The sequence below is a fragment of the Bradyrhizobium sp. WYCCWR 12699 genome (assembly GCF_032144035.1).
Taxonomy (GTDB): domain Bacteria; phylum Pseudomonadota; class Alphaproteobacteria; order Rhizobiales; family Xanthobacteraceae; genus Bradyrhizobium.
Genome location: NZ_JAVTJN010000036.1, coordinates 1,015,230 through 1,031,636, shown reverse-complemented (window position 1 = coordinate 1,031,636; position 16,407 = coordinate 1,015,230). Strand labels below are relative to the sequence as shown.

Sequence of the window (16,407 nt, the reverse complement as noted above, 5' to 3'; positions counted from 1 at the left end):
ATCTATCTTGCTGTCATTTCGGGCGATGCGTAGCATCGCGCCCGGAATCCATGACCACCATCGTGAATATGGATTCTCGACGCGCAATTGCGCACCGTAGCTCGCGCCAATTGGCGCGCCTGGAATGACACTGAGGAACCATATGCAGTTCGACACCAAGATCGCCGTCGTGATCCGTACCGATCTCCAGGCCTGGCAGAAGCTCAACGTCGCGTCCTTTCTCACCAGCGGCATCGCCGCGGCTTTTCCCGAATGCATCGGCGAAGCCTATGAAGACGCCTCAGGCACGAAATATCATGCGCTGATCGGTCAGCCGATCCTGATCTATGGCGCCGACGGTCCGGCGTTGTCGCGCGCGCTGGACCGTGCGCTCACGCGCAACGTCAAGCCGGCGGTCTATACCGAGGAGATGTTCAGCACCACGCACGACGCCGCCAACCGCGAGGCGGTGAGGGCAGTAGCGCGCGACGATCTCAATCTCGTCGGCATCGCCATGCGCGCCGAGCGTAAGGTGATCGACAAGATCCTCGACGGTCTTAAGTTCCACAACTGACAATTCGACATTCGCGCAGCGTCATTGTGGTGTCATGATGGAGCTGGTCTTGCGCAAACTTTGTGCTGTTTGACCCCCGTCAAAGGAGCACCGCGGCGGCATCGTTAGTCTGCTTCCAAAGCGCAGAGGAGCAGCAGATGCCGACCATGAAAGCCGCAATCGTCAAGCAATTCGGCAAGCCACTGGTGATCGAGGACGTGCCGGTGCCGCAGCCCGGTCCCGGCGAGGTCCTGGTGAAGGTCAAGGCGTGCGGTGTCTGTCATACCGATCTGCACGCGGCCTCCGGCGACTGGCCGGTGAAGCCGGTGCCGCCCTTCATTCCCGGCCACGAGGCGGCCGGCATCGTCGCCGCGCTCGGGCCCGGCGTGAAAAATCTGAAGGTGGGAGATGCCGTGGGCGTCGCCTGGCTGCATGATGCCTGCATGTCCTGCGAATATTGCGAGACCGGCTGGGAGACCCTCTGCGAGCACCAGCACAACACCGGCTACAGCGTCAACGGCGGCTTTGCCGAATATGTCATCGCCTCGGCCGCCTTTGCCGCGAAGCTGCCGGCGACGGTCGACTTCGCCGCCATCGCGCCGATCCTGTGCGCCGGCGTCACCACCTACAAGGGATTGAAGGAGACCGAGGCCAGGCCCGGCGAGTGGGTGGTGATCTCGGGCGTCGGCGGGCTCGGCCATGTCGCAATCCAGTACGCCAAGGCGATGGGCCTCAAGGTTGCCGCCGTCGACATCGCCGAGGACAAGCTTGCGCTCGCGCGCGAGACCGGCGCCGATCTCGCGGTCAATGCGCTCACGGATGGCGCGGTCGACAAGGTTCTGGCGGCAACCGGTGGCGGAGCTCACGGTGTGCTGGTGACGGCGGTCTCGACCGCCGCGTTCGGCCAGGCTCTGAAGATGGTGCGCCGGAAGGGCACTGTCAGCCTCGTTGGCCTGCCGCCGGGCGAATTCCCGACGCCGATCTTCGACGTCGTCCTCAAGCGCATCACGGTGCGCGGCTCGATCGTCGGCACGCGGCGCGACCTCGACGAAGCCGTCGCATTCGCTGCGGACGGCAAGGTCAAGGCCGAGGTGACGAAGGTGCCGCTCGCGCAAATCAACGAGGTCTTCGACCGGATGAAAGCCGGCAAGATCGACGGCCGCATGGTGCTGGATTTCGGCTGAGCGCCTCAGCCTGTCGGCATGCCTGCAAACTTCGTCAGGCTGGGATCAATCTGATCCCAGTTGTGACCACGCGCGGCGAAGGTGACCACCTGCGGCTTGTAGCGGGCCGGCTCGTCGAGGCTTCCGGCGCGGATCGTGAAGACGCCGGGGTGCGCTGCGAAGGTCATGTACACAGGCACGCCGCATTGCGTGCAGAAGCCGCGCGTCTTCACGTTGCCGCTGTCGGCGACCATGTCCCAATGCTTGGCATCGCCGGTGAGCGTGACGCCGGCGCGCGCGAACGTCGCGTACGAGCCGTGCGCACCGCCGCTTTCGCGTTGGCAGTCCCGGCACTGGCAGTGATTGCTGAACAGGGGCTCGCCGGCAATCGAGTAGCGGATCGCGCCGCAGGCGCAGCCGCCGGTATAGGGCTTGTCCATCGCGAGGCTTCCTTATTTGTCTTCGCCCGAGATGGCATCGAGGCGCTGCAGCACCTTGACCCAGCCGTCGTTCATGTTGCGGTAAGCGGTATCGTTCTTCGGCATCACGAAGCCGGAATGCACCACGCGCACGCGCGTCCCTGCCTCGACCGGTGTGAGCGACCAGGTGACGACCGTATCCAGCGCCGAGCCGTAACCGGTATTACCCTCGTCGCCGCCCTTCCAGGCATAGGCAAAGCGCTGGTTCGGCACGACCTCCAGAACGCGGCAATGGATCGTGCCATCCCACGCGCCGGCCGGATTGGTCTTGAACGTGAAGGTGTTGCCTTCAACGGCCTCGAAACCGGTCGGCGGCATCAGCCAGCGCGCGATCAACTGGGCGCTGGTCAGCGCCTTCCAGATCGTCGCGACCGCGTGAGGGAAGACCTCGTCGATGACGATGTCTTGAGTCTGGACTTTGGAAGCAACTGCACTCACGGATCGATCTCCTTCAAGAGGTCACGCAGGTTCTGGAAGCGCTCGCGCCAGAACACGCCGTAATGGTCCATCCAGGTGACCAGGGGCTCGAGCCCTTGCGGCGCGGCGCGGTAATAGACGTTGCGGCCCTCGGCACGCTCGGCGACGAGGCCGGCCTGCTTGAGGGACTTCAGGTGCTGCGAGATCGCGCCCTGTGTCACGCCGCTGCCGCGCGTCAGCTCGGCGACGCTGATCTCCTTGCTCTCGAACACGCGCTCGAACACGGCGCGGCGAGTCGGATCGGCCAGAGCGCGCATCACGGTGGTGACGGAATTTGGAGCAGCTTCGATCATGGATTTCAATTAGCAATCGCTAATGAATTAGTCAAGGCTAATTCGTTCGTGGACGACAGGTCTGCGCTGTTGTCTTGACTATGACTGACCAGTCAGTCATAAATTTACAATGACTCAGAAGCCCTCCAAAGCCGCGTCGTCATCCGGAGCTCGTGCCGGCGCGAAAGGCGTTGCGCGCGCAGGCAGCGAGGGGATGCCCGCGTCGAACCGCGCTGCGCGCGCGCTGGAGCGGCGCGCGGCGATCGTGGAGGCCGCGATGGAGGAATTCATCGCCCGCGGCTTTGCCGCGACGCGGCTCGACGACATCGCCAAGCGTGCCGGTGTCGCCAAGGGCACGATCTACCTGCACTTCAAGGACAAGGAATCGATGTTCGAGGAGCTGGTGCGCATCGTGATCGTGCCGGTGGTGGAGCGGCTGACGAGGTTGCCGCCGCCGACGGGCTCGGTGCGCGACCTCGTCGAGGCCTTTGCCGGCAACTTCCTCAAAGAGGTCATCGGCACCAGGCGCGGCGATCTGGTGCGGCTGATCGTGGCGGAGGGGCCGCGCTTTCCGGCCGTCGCCGACTTCTATTATCGCGAGGTCGTCTCGCGCGGCGTCGCGGCGATGCGCGCCCTGATCGAGCTCGGCATTGCCCGCGGCGAGATCCGTCAGAAGGACCTCGCGCGCTATCCGCAGATCCTGGTCGCGCCGGCGATGATCGCGGTGATCTGGCAGAGCCTGTTTGCGCGGCATGCGCCGCTCGACGCGCAGGAGATGGTGCGCGTCCATCTCGATTTGATTTTTGGCGAACGGAGGACGACATGAGGTCGTCGCACGCACTTCTCAGTATTGCATTGGTTCTCGCGCTCGCGACCTCTCTGGCCGGCTGCAACGAGAAGCGCGATCCCGGCTTTCAGGGCTGGGTCGAGGCCGACATGATCTTCGTCAGCCCGGACGAAGCGGGGCGGGTGACCAAGCTCAATGTCCGCGAGGGCGATGAGGTCAAGGTCGGCGACGCCCTCTATTCCGTCGACGACGACCTCCAGCTTGCCGATCTCAATCAGCAAAAGGCGACGCTGGCGAATGCGCAGCAGACCTATGATCGCGCGGCCTCATTGAGCAAGACCGGCTCGGGCACGCAGGCCAATCTCGACTCCGCTGTTTCGGCATTGCGCGTCGCGGAGGCGCGGGTGGCGACGTCTGAAACACGGATGGCGCGGCGCAAGGGCTTTGCGCCGGTCGCCGGCACCATCCAGCAGATCTATTTCCGCGAGGGAGAGATGGTGGCGGCGCAGCGGCCGGTGCTGTCGATCATGCCGCCCGGCAACATGAAGCTGCGTTTCTTCGTGCCGGAGACCGCGCTGCCGAAGCTTTCGATCGGCGATACGGTGCGCGTCTCCTGCGACAATTGCGCGGCCGATCTCACCGCAAAGGTCTATTTCATCGCAACCTCGGCCGAATACACCCCGCCTGTCATCTACAGCCTCGAGGAGCGCAACAAGCTGGTCTATTTGATCCAGGCGCGGCCCTCGCGCCCTGATGCCCTGCGGGTCGGACAGCCGATCGACGTCTATCTCAATCCCAAGACCCCGGTGGCGGACAAGCGATGAACGGTGGCAACGGCATCGCGATCGACGTCAAGGGCCTGACGAAATCGTTCGGCGGCCGCGAGGTCGTGCACGATTTGTCGATGCAGGTGAAGCGCGGCTCGATCTACGGCTTCCTCGGTCCCAACGGTTCGGGCAAGACCACGACCATCCGCATCCTCTGCGGGTTGCTCACGCCCGATAGTGGCGAGGGCACCTGCCTTGGCTACGACATCCTGAAGGATGCCGAGAAGATCAAGCGTCAGGTCGGCTATATGACCCAGCGTTTCAGCCTCTACCAGGATCTCTCCGTGCGCGAGAACCTAGAATTCGTCGCGCGGCTCTATGGCCTCGCTGACGCGCGAGGCGCCGCGCGCGACATGATCAAGCGGCTCGGGCTCTCCGGGCGCGAGGAGCAGCTCGCGGGCGAGCTCTCGGGCGGCTGGAAGCAGCGGTTGGCGCTGGGGGCGTGCACGCTGCCCAATCCACAATTGCTGCTGCTGGACGAGCCCACCGCCGGCGTCGATCCCAAGGCGCGGCGCGATTTCTGGAACGAGATCCACGCGCTGGCCGCCGAGGGCCTCACCGTGCTGGTGTCGACCCATTACATGGACGAAGCCGAGCGCTGCCACGAGATCGCCTACATCGCCTACGGCCATCTGCTGACCCACGGTACGGTGGAGGAGGTGATCTCGAAATCCGCGCTGACGACTTACACGGTGACGGGCGAGGACCTCAACGCTCTCGCGGCCGAGCTCACAGGCAAATCCGGGATCGACATGGTAGCACCGTTCGGTACCTCGCTGCACGTTTCGGGGCGCGATGTCGCCGCGCTCGAAGCCAGCATCGGGCCGTGGCGGGAAAGAAGCGGCCTGCACTGGCACAAATCGTCGCCCTCGCTGGAAGACGTGTTCATCGAGCTGATGGGGCGCTCAAAGGATAATTTCCAATGAGCGCCGTCGAACATTCCGCGCCACGGCGCGACATCCGGGAGCGCTTCGGCTTCCTGCGGCGCTCCTATGCGATGCTGATCAAGGAGTTCATCCAGCTGAGGCGCGACCGCGTCTCGTTTGCGATGATCGTGATGCTGCCCGTGATGCAGTTGATGTTGTTCGGCTATGCCATCAACACCACGCCGCACCATCTGCCGAGCGCGGTCTTGCTCCAGGAGGATTCCGATCTCGCCCGCTCGATCCTGAAGGCGCTGGAGAACACGGCCTATTTCCGCTTCCTCTATGAGGTGCACGATGTCGAGGATTTCGACAACCTGCTGAAATCCGGCAAGGTGCTGTTCGGCGTCGAGATTCCGCGCGGCTTCGAGCGGGCGGTGCGGCGCGGCGACAGGCCGGCGCTGCTGGTTGCGGCCGATGCGACCGATCCGGTGGCGGCGAGCTCGGCGATCGGCTCGCTCGGCATGGTCGTGCAGACCGCGCTCAAGCACGATCTCTATATCGGCGATCCCCCCGAGATGCCGTTCGAGATCCGCGCGCATGCCCGCTACAATCCGGCAGCTAGCTCCAGCCTCAACATCGTGCCGGGTCTCGTCGGCACCATCCTCACCATGACCATGCTGATCTTCACCGCGCTGTCGGTGACGCGCGAGGTCGAGCGCGGCACCATGGAGAGCCTGTTGTCGATGCCGATCAAGCCGGTCGAGGTGATGTTCGGCAAGATCGTGCCTTACGTGCTGGTCGGCTTCGTCCAGGCCTTCCTCATCATCGGCATCGGCGTCGGCCTGTTCGGCGTCCCCGTGCTCGGCAATCTGTTCCTGCTGGCGCTGCTCTCGACATTGTTCATCACCACCAATCTGTCGATCGGCTACACGATCTCGACCGTGGTGCAGAACCAGCTCCAGGCCATGCAGATGTCGATGATGTTCTTCCTGCCGAGCATCCTGCTGTCCGGCTTCATGTTCCCGTTCGCGGGGATGCCGACCTGGGCGCAATATGTCGGCGAATGCCTGCCGCTGACCCATTATCTGCGAATCGTCCGGGCCATCATGCTGAAGGGCGCCACCATGCAGAATCTGCGCTTCGACACGCTGGCGCTGGCGGCCCTGATGCTGCTCGCCATGACCATCGCCGTGACGCGCTTCCGCCGCACGCTGGATTGAGGCAAACTGTCCCCGGGGCGATGCGCTGGCATCGAACTTTGGTGCGCAATTGCGCACCTGAGAATCTCGAGATTCCGGGGTTCACGGCTTCGCCGCGCCCCGGGATGACAAGGGGGCGGAATGGTCAGGTTTGCGAGCAGGAAGACACGGCACCACGCGGTGCTATCGGAGGATTTCGAGCGCGAGCTGACGCGGGAAGTGCTGCGCACCGAGTTGCTCCGGGTGCGCGCGCTGATCATGACGGGCTGCATCATGATGGTGTTGCTCACCGCGATCTATCTGATCGACCCCAGTGTGGTGAACCGGGTCTGGCGCGGAACGGAGGGGATCGTCGAGGTCTACGGCCTTCTGGTCGGATTCATCCTGTTCGAAGTCTGGGTCCACACCCAGATCAGGAAGAATCTCCGCCTCGATCGCGACCTGCCCGTATTCCGGCGTTACATCGGCACGCTGATCGAGACGTCGCTGCCTACGCTGATTCTCGTTCTGCAGATCCGGACCATGGGCGCGGCCCAGGCGCTCGGCTTCGCCGTGCCGCTGATGTACTTCATCTTCGTCATCCTCTCGACCCTGCGGCTCGACTTCTGGCTCTCCGCATTCACGGGTTTCGTGGCAGCGGCCGGGCTTCTCTCCGTCGCGCTGTATTTCAACTCGGCTGACGAGGCCGGCGACCCCCTGATCTATCTGCACGCCGTGCGCAGCGTCGTCATCCTGATCTGTGGCGTGCTGGCGGGCGCCGTCGGCGCCCAGCTGCGCCGGCAGTTCGCCGCGAGCATTGCGGCGGCGACGGCGCGCGACCGGGTGACGAACCTGTTCGGCCAGCACGTCTCTCCGCAGGTGGTGGAGCGGCTGATGGCGGCAGGAACCAGCTCGGGCGGTGACGTGCGCCGTGTTGCTGTGATGTTCGTCGATTTCCGCGGCTTCACCGCCGCTGCGCAGTCGCGCAGTCCGCAGGAGGTGGTCGACCGGCTCGACGGCGCCTTCGCGGTGCTGGTGGACATCCTCGACCGTCACGGCGGCATCGTGAACAAGTTCCTGGGTGATGGCTTTCTCGCGCTGTTCGGCGCGCCGCTGGAGGCTTCCGACGCCGCGCAGCGTGCGGTTGCCGCAGGCCGTGAGATGCTGAGCGCGATGGACCGCATCAACGCGCAGACGAGCTGGCCGCTGCGCATCGGCATCGGCATTCATTTCGGCGAGGTCGTCGCCGGCAATATCGGCTCGCCCAGGCGCAAGGAATATACCGTGATCGGCGACACCGTGAACTTCGCCTCGCGGCTGGAGGCGCTCAACAAGGAGTTCGGCTCGCAATTGCTGATCTCGGCGACCGTGCGCGAGACGCTGGGCGAGGACGGCAGCGACGCGGTCGCGCTCGGCGAGGTCGAGGTGCGCGGCTATGAGCAGAAGGTGCCGGTGTTTCAGCTGGGCTAACGCGCCTTTCACATGTGAGTCGCGGTTCGTTGAAGCGGGGTCGCGCTTCGGTGAAGGCGCGTGATGAAATATCTCGGTTAGCTTTCGCGTATTGCACTGTGGAAGCTGAAACGTCTCGGCTTCCCTTTGTGACACGGAGAAAGCCAATGACCCGATTGACCCTCGTTGCGGCCGCCTTGATTGCAGCTGCCGTCACCCCAACTCAGGCCGCAACGGTGCGCCATGCCGCGGCGCATCGCGCTGTTGTCACTCAGGCGGCGACCGACGCCTGCGTCAGGGCCCCGGCAGAGGGAGCGTATGTCTCTGCGCCGTACACGCAGCCGCCGTGCCTGCCGAACACGATGACGACGTACTGACGCATACACGGTGCCGGGCTGGCGCAAAGCTTGCCGGCCCGGCGTTGCGTATCTCTGTAGCGTCGTCTTCCAACGCGTCATTGCAATTGCTCCGATTGCTCCGAATTTTGGGGCATGACGCGTGATGTTTTCGGCTTGTAGACTGCCGGCGATGCGGCCGGTTGCGGCCGCCTTTTTCATGGGGAAGTGACGATGCAGCGCCGCTACATCACCGTCGACGTGTTCACCGATCGCGCCTTCGGCGGCAACCAGCTTGCCGTCGTGCTCGATGCCGGCGGGCTTTCCACGGCGCAGATGCAGGCGATCGCGACCGAGTTCAATTACTCCGAGACCACCTTCGTGCTGCCACCACGCGACAAGGCCAATGATGCGGAGGTGCGCATCTTTACCCCGGTAAGGGAGATGCCGTTCGCGGGGCATCCCAATGTCGGCACCTCCTTCGTGCTGGCGAGTCTCGCCAAGGAGCCGAAGCCGCGTCTGCTGTTCGAGGAGATAGCGGGCATCGTGCCGGTCGACATTTTTCGCGAGCAGGGCAGGGTCATCAGCACCGAGCTCACTGCCCCGCAGCCGCTGTCGCGGCTGGCGGAAGTTTCCGCCGCTGACGTTGCAGCCTGCCTCTCGTTGAGCGCCGATGACATCCGGACCGATCACCATGCGCCGCAAGTCGTCGGCGTCGGAACACCGTTCCTGGTGGCGGAGGTACATTCGCGCGATGCCCTCAAGCGAGCGAGGCCAGATGCGGCCGCGTTCGGCAGGTTCTTGCCGCGCGATGACGCCCGCTCGGTGTGGTTCTATACGCGCGACGTGCCCGCGTCGGAGGCGCCTACCGAACGCCAGGCGCGAATGTTCATGCGGGGCGCCGGCGGCCTCGCCGAGGACCCAGCAACCGGCAGCGCGACGGTCGCCGCGGCCGCGCTGTTTGCCGACCTCGACCCCGCTCGGGATGGCGAGCTCAAGCTCACCGTCGGCCAGGGTTTTGACATGGGCCGTCCGAGCATCCTGCTGACGCGCGTGCGCAAGCAGGACGGCAAGATCGTCTCCGCCCATGTCGGCGGCAGCTGCGTGCAGATGATGGAAGGGACGTTTCGGCTCGCGGGGGAGGCTTAACCGTCATTCCGGGTTCGCGCCAAGAGGCGCGCCCCGGAATGACGGCGGCAACTACACCTGCCGTCCCGCCAAATTCTTCACCGTCACCCCATCGCGCTCCTCGATGATCTCCGCGATCATCTGGCGGTGGCAATGGGTGTGGTCGCGCTCATAGCAGAGCAGGCACACTGGGCCGGCCTTCTTCACCAGTGCCGAGAGCTCGTCCATCGCTTCCTTGGCCTCGGGCGCCTTCAGGTGCTTCGAGAAGATCTTCTCGAGCACGTCGTACTGTCCGCTGCGCGCGGCGAGGCGGCCTTCCTTCGGCGTGCCGAGGGCGGCGAGGTGGACATAGGCGATGCCGCGTTCGTCGAGCCCGGCCGATAACTGCTTCTTGGAGAAGCCCGGACGACGCGACGACGTCACCGCGCGCACGTCGACCACGAGCTTGACGCCGGCGTCTTCCAGTTCGTCCAGCACCGCCTTGGGCGGCGTCTGCTCATAGCCGATGGTGAATAGCTTTTTCGCCTTTGCCATGGATCACCTCAACTCACCCGCGCGATCAGTTCCATGGCGCCGGCCGGCGCGCGCACCTTGCCCTCGTGGATGACGTAGGCGAACACGTCGCGCGGCTCCTTCTTCGGCTTGGCCTTGTCGACTTTCGGCAGGTCGTCCGGTTCACCGCCCGAAGCCCATGCTTGAAAGCGCGCGGCCCAGGCGTCGAGCTGCTTTGGCGGGTAGCAGGTCTTGATCTCGTCATTGCCTTTCTGAAGCCGGGCATAGACGAAATCGCCGGCAACGTCGGCAATCGCGGGATATTTGCCGTGCTCGGCGAATACGACGGGCGTCTCGAACTCGCGGATCAACGTCACGAAATCCGGCGTGCAGAAACTGTCGTGGCGGACCTCGACGACGTGGCGCAGTGCGCGCCCGTCGAGCTTGCGCGGCAACAGCTCGAGGAACTTGCCGAAATCGGCGCCGTCGAACTTCTTGGTGGGCGCGAACTGCCACAGCACCGGCCCGAGATGATCGCCGAGTTCCAGCACGCCGGAATCATAGAACCGCTTGATGGAATCGCCGGCCTCCGCCAGCACGCGGCGATTGGTGGCGAAGCGTGGTCCCTTCACAGAGAACACGAAACCGTCGGGCACCTCGCTCGCCCATTTGCGAAAGCTCTCCGGCTTCTGCGAGCCGTAATAGGTGCCGTTGATCTCGATCGAGGTCAGCTTCGAGGCCGCGTAAGACAGCTCCTTCGCCTGCGTGAGCTTCTCCGGATAGAACACGCCGCGCCAGGGCTCGAAGGTCCAGCCGCCGATGCCGATGAAGATGTTGCCGGATTTTTTGGACGCGGTTTTTGCTTTGGCCACGGAGGATCTCGCATCGACGGGGAGGGAAGACGTCATCCTAGTCAAACGAGATGTGATTGGCCAGTTCTCGCCTCCAGCCTAATCTCGGCAATGCGATCTGCGACAAAGGAGAACAAGATGCGGATGCCAATGCTGGGAGCGGCGCTCGTCATGATGACATCTGCTGCCATGATGTCCTCGGTCATGGCGGATGACGACGATGCCAAGGGCGCGCGGAAGCTCGCCCAGCAGGGCCGCGACGATTACTGGCATTGCCTGGCGCGGGAATATTCGCGTGACAGCAATCAAGGAATGACGGAACAGGATTTTGGCCGCTCGGTCGCGGGCGCCTGTCCGTCGGAGCGCCAATATTACCGGGTGGCGCTGCTCGACTACCTCACCACGCAGTATCCCGATATCGATGCCGGCGCCCATCTCGCCACCGCGAACAGGGCGGTGGAATCCGCGCAGAAGGACATCGTGACGGCCTTCGTCAAGCACAGGCCGCCGGCGAAGTAGGGCGTGGCCCTTCCGGCGCCGCGCGCATCCGTGGTATCACAGGACGCATCTGGAACAGGGATGGGTTTCCATGGCGTCTGAGTCGGTGGGAGGCATTTTGGGCGCGATCGTTGCCGCGATCGTGCTTGCAGTTGCCGTCGTGTTCGGGCCGATCGGCCAGTATGGCAAGCCGCCCAAACCGGCCAAGGTCGAGCCGGCTCCGGCTGCGGCACCCGCAGCCCCTGCCGCGCCGGCGCCGCGGGGCCCGATCATCCGGGAAGTGCCCAACCAATAAGGCACAAGGATTCCGGTTTCCGGCCCCTTGCGAAGCGGTCTTGTCGTTCCTATCTAGCTTTTAACGGCGACGTTGAGCGAAAACTCCGGCGCTGGGACGACCTTGGAATAGCTTGGGCTCGCGCCGGATGTACGCGCGGCCCGCCGTTCCGGGGTCGTTGGCATTTTAGGGCCCCTTTTTGGGGCGTTTCCCACAGACCTCCCGGCTTGGCAGCGCAGGATGCGGCAGATATACGCTGCCGTCATGAATGAAGCGATCAGACCGGGCTCCGACGTTCCGCAGCAGGCCCAAGAGGGCCCGGAACTGTCGGTTATCGTCCCGACCTTCAACGAGCGCGACAACGTCACGGTGCTGTATCGGCGCCTGGAGGCGACGCTCGTCAACGTCGCCTGGGAGGTCGTGTTCGTCGACGACAATTCGCCCGACGGCACCTGGGACGTCGTGCGCGCGCTGGCGCAGCAGGATAGCCGCGTGCGCTGTATTCGCCGCATCGGCCGCCGTGGCCTGTCGGGCGCCTGCATCGAGGGCATCCTCGCCTCCAGTGCGCCCTTTGTCGCCGTGATCGATGCCGACCTCCAGCACGACGAGACTCAGCTGCCGAAGATGCTGTTGCTGCTCGCGAGCGACCAGGCCGACCTCGTGGTCGGCAGCCGCTACATCGAGGGCTACAAGAGCGAAGGCTTCAACAAGCAGCGCGCCGGCGCCAGCGCGCTGGCGACCGAAGTCGCCAGGAAGATGCTCCGGGTCGAGATCGCCGATCCCATGAGCGGCTTCTTCATGATCCGCCGCGACCGGTTCGAGCAGCTCGCGCCGGAGCTGTCGGTGCACGGCTTCAAGATCCTGCTCGACGTCGTCGCGACCGCGCATGGCACCTTGCGGGCGGTCGAGATTCCCTACACGTTCGGCGCCCGCCAGCACGGCGAGAGCAAGCTCGATTCCATGGTCGCGCTCGATTTCCTCGGTCTCGTGCTCGCCAAGCTGAGCAACGACATCGTCTCGCTGCGCTTCATCCTGTTCGCGATGGTCGGCGGCATCGGCCTCGTGGTGCACCTCACCACGCTGTTCATCGGACTTCAGCTGTTCAAGGCGCCGTTCGCGGAGGCGCAGGCCGCCGGCGCCATCGTCGCCATGACCAGCAATTTCATCCTCAACAACTTCCTCACCTATCGCGACCAGCGGCTGAAGGGTTTTGCGCTGCTGCGCGGCCTGATCGCCTTCTACATCGTGTGCAGCGTCGGTCTGCTCGCCAATGTCGGCGTCGCCTTCTCGGTGTACGACCAGGAGCCGATCTGGTGGCTGGCCGGCATGGCCGGTGCGCTGATGGGCGTGGTGTGGAACTACGCGATGTCAGGCCTGTTCGTCTGGCGCAAGAAATAGCGCGAGATGGCCGACGCTGACGCGCGGATCGTCCGCAACACCGCGCTGCTGATTCTGGCGCTGGTCGGCTTACGGCTCGTCGCGGCCGCGTTCACGCCGATCACCTTCGACGAAGCCTATTACTGGATGTGGTCGAAGAACCTCGCGGGAGGTTATTACGATCACCCGCCGATGGTCGCCTACGTGATCCGCGCCGGCACCATGATCGCGGGCGATACCGAGCTCGGCGTCCGCCTCGTCTCGATCCTGCTCGCGCTGCCGATGAGCTATGCGATCTATCGCTCCGCGGCGATCCTGTTCGGCGGGGTGCGGATTGCTGCGACCAGCGCCGTCCTGCTCAATGTGACGCTGCTGGCTTCCGTCGGCACGTTGATCGTGACGCCCGATGCGCCGCTGCTGGTCGCCTCCAGCTTCGTGCTGTTTTTCCTCGCCAAGGTGCTGGAGACCGGCCGAGGCGTCTGGTGGCTCGCGGTCGGCGCGGCGGTCGGTGCGGCGCTGCTGTCGAAATACACCGCGATGTTCTTTGGCGCTGCGATCCTGATTTGGCTCGCTTGCGTGCCGGAACTCAGGCGCTGGTTTCTCTCGCCATGGCCCTATCTCGGCGGCCTCGTTGCGCTCGCGCTGTTCGCGCCCGTGATCCTCTGGAATGCGGACCATCAATGGGTCTCGTTCGCAAAGCAGCTCGGCCGCGCCAAGATCGAGGATTTCCGTCCGGTCTTCATTGCCGAGCTGATCCCGACCCAGATCGCGTTCGCAACCCCGCTGGTCTTCATCCTCGGCGCGATGGGATTGCACGCGCTGACCTGGCAGCGCGTCGGCGCGCTGGCCTCGCGCGTGCTGATCGCGGCGATGTTCTGGACCATCGTCGCCTATTTCGTCTGGCACTCGCTGCATGCCCGCGTCGAGGCCAACTGGTTCGCGCCGGTCTATCCGCCTTTCGTTGTCGCCGCGGCCGCCGCCAGCCTCGCGCCGTGGGGGCCGCGTGCGCGGCGCCTCGTCGATTTCTGCCTGCGCTGGGCTGCGCCCGCCGGCATCGTGATGTTTGCCGCGCTGATCGTGCAGGCCAACACCGGCTGGCTGTCCGGCTATCGCCGCGATGCCACCGTGCGCAGCGTCGGCGTCGGCTGGCGCGAGCTCGCTGCCGGGATCGAAGCCGAGCGCGCGCGCCATGGCGCGACCTGCGTGCTCGCGCAGGACTACGGCACCACGGGCTGGCTCGCGTTCTATTTGCCGCGTGGCACCTGCGTGCTGCAGCGGACCCAGCGCATCCGCTGGGTCAACATGGGCGAGCCCGATCCGAAGCTGCTTGCCGGCAAGCTGCTCTATGTCGACGAGCTGCGTGAGGGCGGTCACCCCGTCCTCAACGATCTCTTCGCGAAGGTCACGCAGGTCGCGCAATTGCAGCGCAAGCGCGGGCCGCTCGTGGTCGAGACCTACGGCATCGATCTGCTCGAAGGTGCCAAGGGCGACGTGCTCGACCGCTCGCCGCCGCCGGAAGCGAGGTAAGCACCTCAGTCGATCATCTCGGCCCTGGCCGCAGCCTGGCCCGGCCTGTCCTGATCACGCCAGAACCACACGGTCACGATGCCTGAGCGGCCCCGAACCTGCGCGAGCAGGGGGCCTGACAGAACGCCGTCGGGAGCCCCGTGGAAGTCGGCGGCATCCAGCAGCGTATCGCTCATCGCGAGCCGCGCGCCGTTCTGGACGGCCACCTCCATCAGCCGGCTCGCGACGTTGACGGTATCGCCTGTCGCGGTGATGTGCTGGTGACTTCCGCCGAGACGCGAGGCAATGATCTCGCCGAAATGCGCGCCGATCTTGAATCCGAGCCGGTCGCCGATGGCCGGCGGTAGCGAGCCGATCCAGCGCTCGACGCTGCGATGCAGGTCGATGGCACATTTCAGTGCACGCGCGGAATCATCGGGCATCGCGGCCGGAAGCCCGAACAGGATCATGGCGCCGTCACCGAGAAAGCCGGTGATCGTGCCGCCGCAATCGACCGCGGTCCTGTCGATCAGCGCGTGAAACGCCTTCAGGATCTCCTGGATCGCGTCCGGATCGGTCCGCTCGCTCAAGGCCGTGAAGCCGGAGAGATCGATGAAGACCACGGCTGCGTTCTGCCGGACGGGTTTTGACAGGAAATTGGGATCGCGGGCCAGCCATTCCTGCACCGCAGGTGCCTGGAACTGGGCGAGCGATCTGCTCTTGGCGGCAAGATATTGCGTGCGGCGGCCTCCGGCCCAAAGCTGCACGCCGGCAAAGATCGCAACCGGAGGCACGGCTGCGGCGAGCGTGGTTGCGGCATTCAGCCAGACGCCATGTGTGAACGCGACCGCGTTGAGGCCGGCCCAGGCGATCATCAAAGCGGCCGCCGCCACGATGCCGGGCGCGCTGCGCCGCCAGGCCAGCAGGCCGACCAGCAGCATCGGCAGCAGGATCGCCGCGAGCGCGTCGGCGATACGAACCCTGCGGTCGCGCACGATGCCGTCGCCGGCAACCAGATGCGTGATCGCAGTCGAGACCACCTCGACGCCGGGCATCAGGGAATCGAACGGCGTGGGATAGAAGTCGCCGCCGCCGGCGACCGAGGCACCGATCACGACGATCCGGTTCTCGATCGCCGCGCGATCGAGCGTGCCGTCGAAGATGCTCTGCGCGCTGACGGTGCGGATGGTGCGTCGCGGGCCGTAATAGGTGATCGGCAGCGCGAAATCGGTGTCGGTCGGCACCGCGCGCTCACCGAGCATGAGTTGGTCCGGCGCGATCGTCAGCGGCTTGTCGAGCGCGCGGCTGGCGACGCGCAGGGGGAACGACAGCTCGACCTTGTCGTGCGTCCGGAACAGCATCGGCACCGAAAGCGGCGAGCCTGACTGTCCCGTCGCGACATTGACGACGCCGACCTCGGCGTGGTCGGCGAACGCCGGCAGCGGCAGCAGGAAGCGTTCGGCCTGCGGCAGCACGGCGAGGGGGCCCTGGCTGCTCGGCTCCACGGTTTCGCTGTCGCTGGGAAAGATCGCGGCGGCGGCGAGCACCATGGGGCCGGTGGCAAGCGTGTTGGCCAGCGTGGCGTCGCCGATCGCGGCGCTGCGGTCGACGAGCAGGAGATCGATCGCAACGACCTTCGGCTTGAACGACACGATGGTGTCGATGACACGGGCGAGATCGGCACGCGGCAGTGGATAGCTGCCGCCGCGCTTCACCACGGTGTCGTCGATCGCAACGATGGTGACGAGATCGGGCGGACGCTGCACGCCGCGGACCTGGGTCCGCCAATCGGTCAGCGTTGCCTCGAGGCGGTCGAGAAAGCGCAGATGGCCGTAGGCGTGCGCGGCATAGATGCCCGCACCCCACAGCGCGGTGAGGGCAAGGGCCACCAGGATCTGAACGCGTCTCGTCACCAC

The 16,407-nt window shown here is 65.1% G+C and carries 19 protein-coding genes; 13 read left to right on the top strand and 6 right to left on the bottom strand.

Going from position 1 to position 16,407, the window contains the following annotated elements:
* Positions 1–142: 142 nt before the first annotated feature.
* A complete protein-coding gene (locus RPS27_RS29910; protein WP_194408378.1) occupies positions 143–553 on the top strand; it encodes a DUF2000 family protein in 411 nt (136 codons plus the stop codon).
* A 137-nt stretch (positions 554–690) separates the two neighbouring features.
* A complete protein-coding gene (gene adhP / locus RPS27_RS29905) occupies positions 691–1,716 on the top strand; it encodes an alcohol dehydrogenase AdhP (RefSeq protein WP_259213604.1) in 1,026 nt (341 codons plus the stop codon).
* A gap of 5 nt (positions 1,717–1,721) precedes the next feature.
* Here the strand turns inward: adhP and RPS27_RS29900 are convergent, their stop codons facing one another.
* From RPS27_RS29900 to RPS27_RS29890, 3 genes are read right to left on the bottom strand one after another with little or no spacing between them, the layout of a single operon-like run.
* Positions 1,722–2,135, bottom strand: coding sequence for a GFA family protein (locus RPS27_RS29900; RefSeq protein ID WP_259213597.1), 414 nt, complete (start codon positions 2,133–2,135; stop codon positions 1,722–1,724).
* 12 nt (positions 2,136–2,147) lie between these two features.
* Complete coding sequence (locus RPS27_RS29895; RefSeq protein WP_259213595.1) at positions 2,148–2,612, bottom strand: SRPBCC domain-containing protein; 465 nt, start codon at positions 2,610–2,612, stop codon at positions 2,148–2,150.
* Complete coding sequence (locus RPS27_RS29890; RefSeq protein ID WP_254120966.1) at positions 2,609–2,944, bottom strand: helix-turn-helix transcriptional regulator; 336 nt, start codon at positions 2,942–2,944, stop codon at positions 2,609–2,611. The genes RPS27_RS29895 and RPS27_RS29890 overlap by 4 nt, the downstream gene beginning before the upstream one ends.
* 109 nt (positions 2,945–3,053) lie before the next feature.
* On the opposite strand from RPS27_RS29890, the gene RPS27_RS29885 reads away from it, so the two are divergent.
* From RPS27_RS29885 to RPS27_RS29855, 7 genes are all read left to right on the top strand, one after another.
* Positions 3,054–3,749 carry a TetR/AcrR family transcriptional regulator gene (locus RPS27_RS29885; protein ID WP_313754839.1) on the top strand — a complete coding sequence of 232 codons (696 nt, stop codon included), beginning with the start codon at positions 3,054–3,056 and terminating at the stop codon, positions 3,747–3,749.
* Entirely contained in the window at positions 3,746–4,534 is a 789-nt protein-coding gene (locus RPS27_RS29880; protein WP_211419001.1) for an HlyD family secretion protein, read from the top strand. The genes RPS27_RS29885 and RPS27_RS29880 overlap by 4 nt, the downstream gene beginning before the upstream one ends.
* On the top strand, positions 4,531–5,463 hold the full coding sequence (locus tag RPS27_RS29875; protein ID WP_285806947.1) for an ABC transporter ATP-binding protein: 933 nt from the start codon (positions 4,531–4,533) through the stop codon (positions 5,461–5,463). The genes RPS27_RS29880 and RPS27_RS29875 overlap by 4 nt, the downstream gene beginning before the upstream one ends.
* Positions 5,460–6,623: an ABC transporter permease gene (locus RPS27_RS29870; protein WP_211419003.1), complete on the top strand. Its 1,164-nt coding sequence runs from the start codon at positions 5,460–5,462 to the stop codon at positions 6,621–6,623. Before RPS27_RS29875 ends, RPS27_RS29870 begins: the two co-directional genes overlap by 4 nt.
* 120 nt (positions 6,624–6,743) lie before the next feature.
* Positions 6,744–8,051 carry an adenylate/guanylate cyclase domain-containing protein gene (locus RPS27_RS29865; protein ID WP_313754838.1) on the top strand — a complete coding sequence of 436 codons (1,308 nt, stop codon included), beginning with the start codon at positions 6,744–6,746 and terminating at the stop codon, positions 8,049–8,051.
* A gap of 146 nt (positions 8,052–8,197) precedes the next feature.
* Positions 8,198–8,407: a hypothetical protein gene (locus RPS27_RS29860; protein ID WP_313754837.1), complete on the top strand. Its 210-nt coding sequence runs from the start codon at positions 8,198–8,200 to the stop codon at positions 8,405–8,407.
* Between the two features lie 192 nt (positions 8,408–8,599).
* Positions 8,600–9,514, top strand: coding sequence for a PhzF family phenazine biosynthesis protein (locus RPS27_RS29855; RefSeq protein WP_313754836.1), 915 nt, complete (start codon positions 8,600–8,602; stop codon positions 9,512–9,514).
* A gap of 51 nt (positions 9,515–9,565) precedes the next feature.
* On the opposite strand, the gene RPS27_RS29850 is transcribed toward RPS27_RS29855, so the two are convergent.
* Positions 9,566–10,027: a DUF488 domain-containing protein gene (locus RPS27_RS29850; RefSeq protein ID WP_313754835.1), complete on the bottom strand. Its 462-nt coding sequence runs from the start codon at positions 10,025–10,027 to the stop codon at positions 9,566–9,568.
* An 8-nt stretch (positions 10,028–10,035) separates the two neighbouring features.
* The gene (locus RPS27_RS29845) at positions 10,036–10,857 is read right to left on the bottom strand and encodes a DUF72 domain-containing protein (protein WP_313754834.1); all 822 of its coding nucleotides are present in this window, start codon (positions 10,855–10,857) and stop codon (positions 10,036–10,038) included.
* Between the two features lie 117 nt (positions 10,858–10,974).
* Between RPS27_RS29845 and RPS27_RS29840 the strand changes: the two genes are divergently transcribed.
* From RPS27_RS29840 to RPS27_RS29825, 4 genes are all read left to right on the top strand, one after another.
* Positions 10,975–11,355, top strand: coding sequence for a hypothetical protein (locus RPS27_RS29840; protein ID WP_211419008.1), 381 nt, complete (start codon positions 10,975–10,977; stop codon positions 11,353–11,355).
* A gap of 70 nt (positions 11,356–11,425) precedes the next feature.
* On the top strand, positions 11,426–11,629 hold the full coding sequence (locus tag RPS27_RS29835) for a hypothetical protein (RefSeq protein ID WP_128926573.1): 204 nt from the start codon (positions 11,426–11,428) through the stop codon (positions 11,627–11,629).
* A 243-nt stretch (positions 11,630–11,872) separates the two neighbouring features.
* Positions 11,873–13,006 carry a glycosyltransferase family 2 protein gene (locus tag RPS27_RS29830; RefSeq protein WP_313754833.1) on the top strand — a complete coding sequence of 378 codons (1,134 nt, stop codon included), beginning with the start codon at positions 11,873–11,875 and terminating at the stop codon, positions 13,004–13,006.
* Positions 13,007–13,012: 6 nt separating this feature from the next.
* The gene (locus tag RPS27_RS29825; RefSeq protein WP_259213550.1) at positions 13,013–14,512 is read left to right on the top strand and encodes a glycosyltransferase family 39 protein; all 1,500 of its coding nucleotides are present in this window, start codon (positions 13,013–13,015) and stop codon (positions 14,510–14,512) included.
* 5 nt (positions 14,513–14,517) lie between these two features.
* On the opposite strand, the gene RPS27_RS29820 is transcribed toward RPS27_RS29825, so the two are convergent.
* Positions 14,518–16,404 (bottom strand): adenylate/guanylate cyclase domain-containing protein, encoded by a 1,887-nt coding sequence (locus RPS27_RS29820; protein ID WP_313754832.1) that lies wholly within the window; start codon positions 16,402–16,404, stop codon positions 14,518–14,520.
* Between the last annotated feature and the right edge of the window lie 3 nt (positions 16,405–16,407).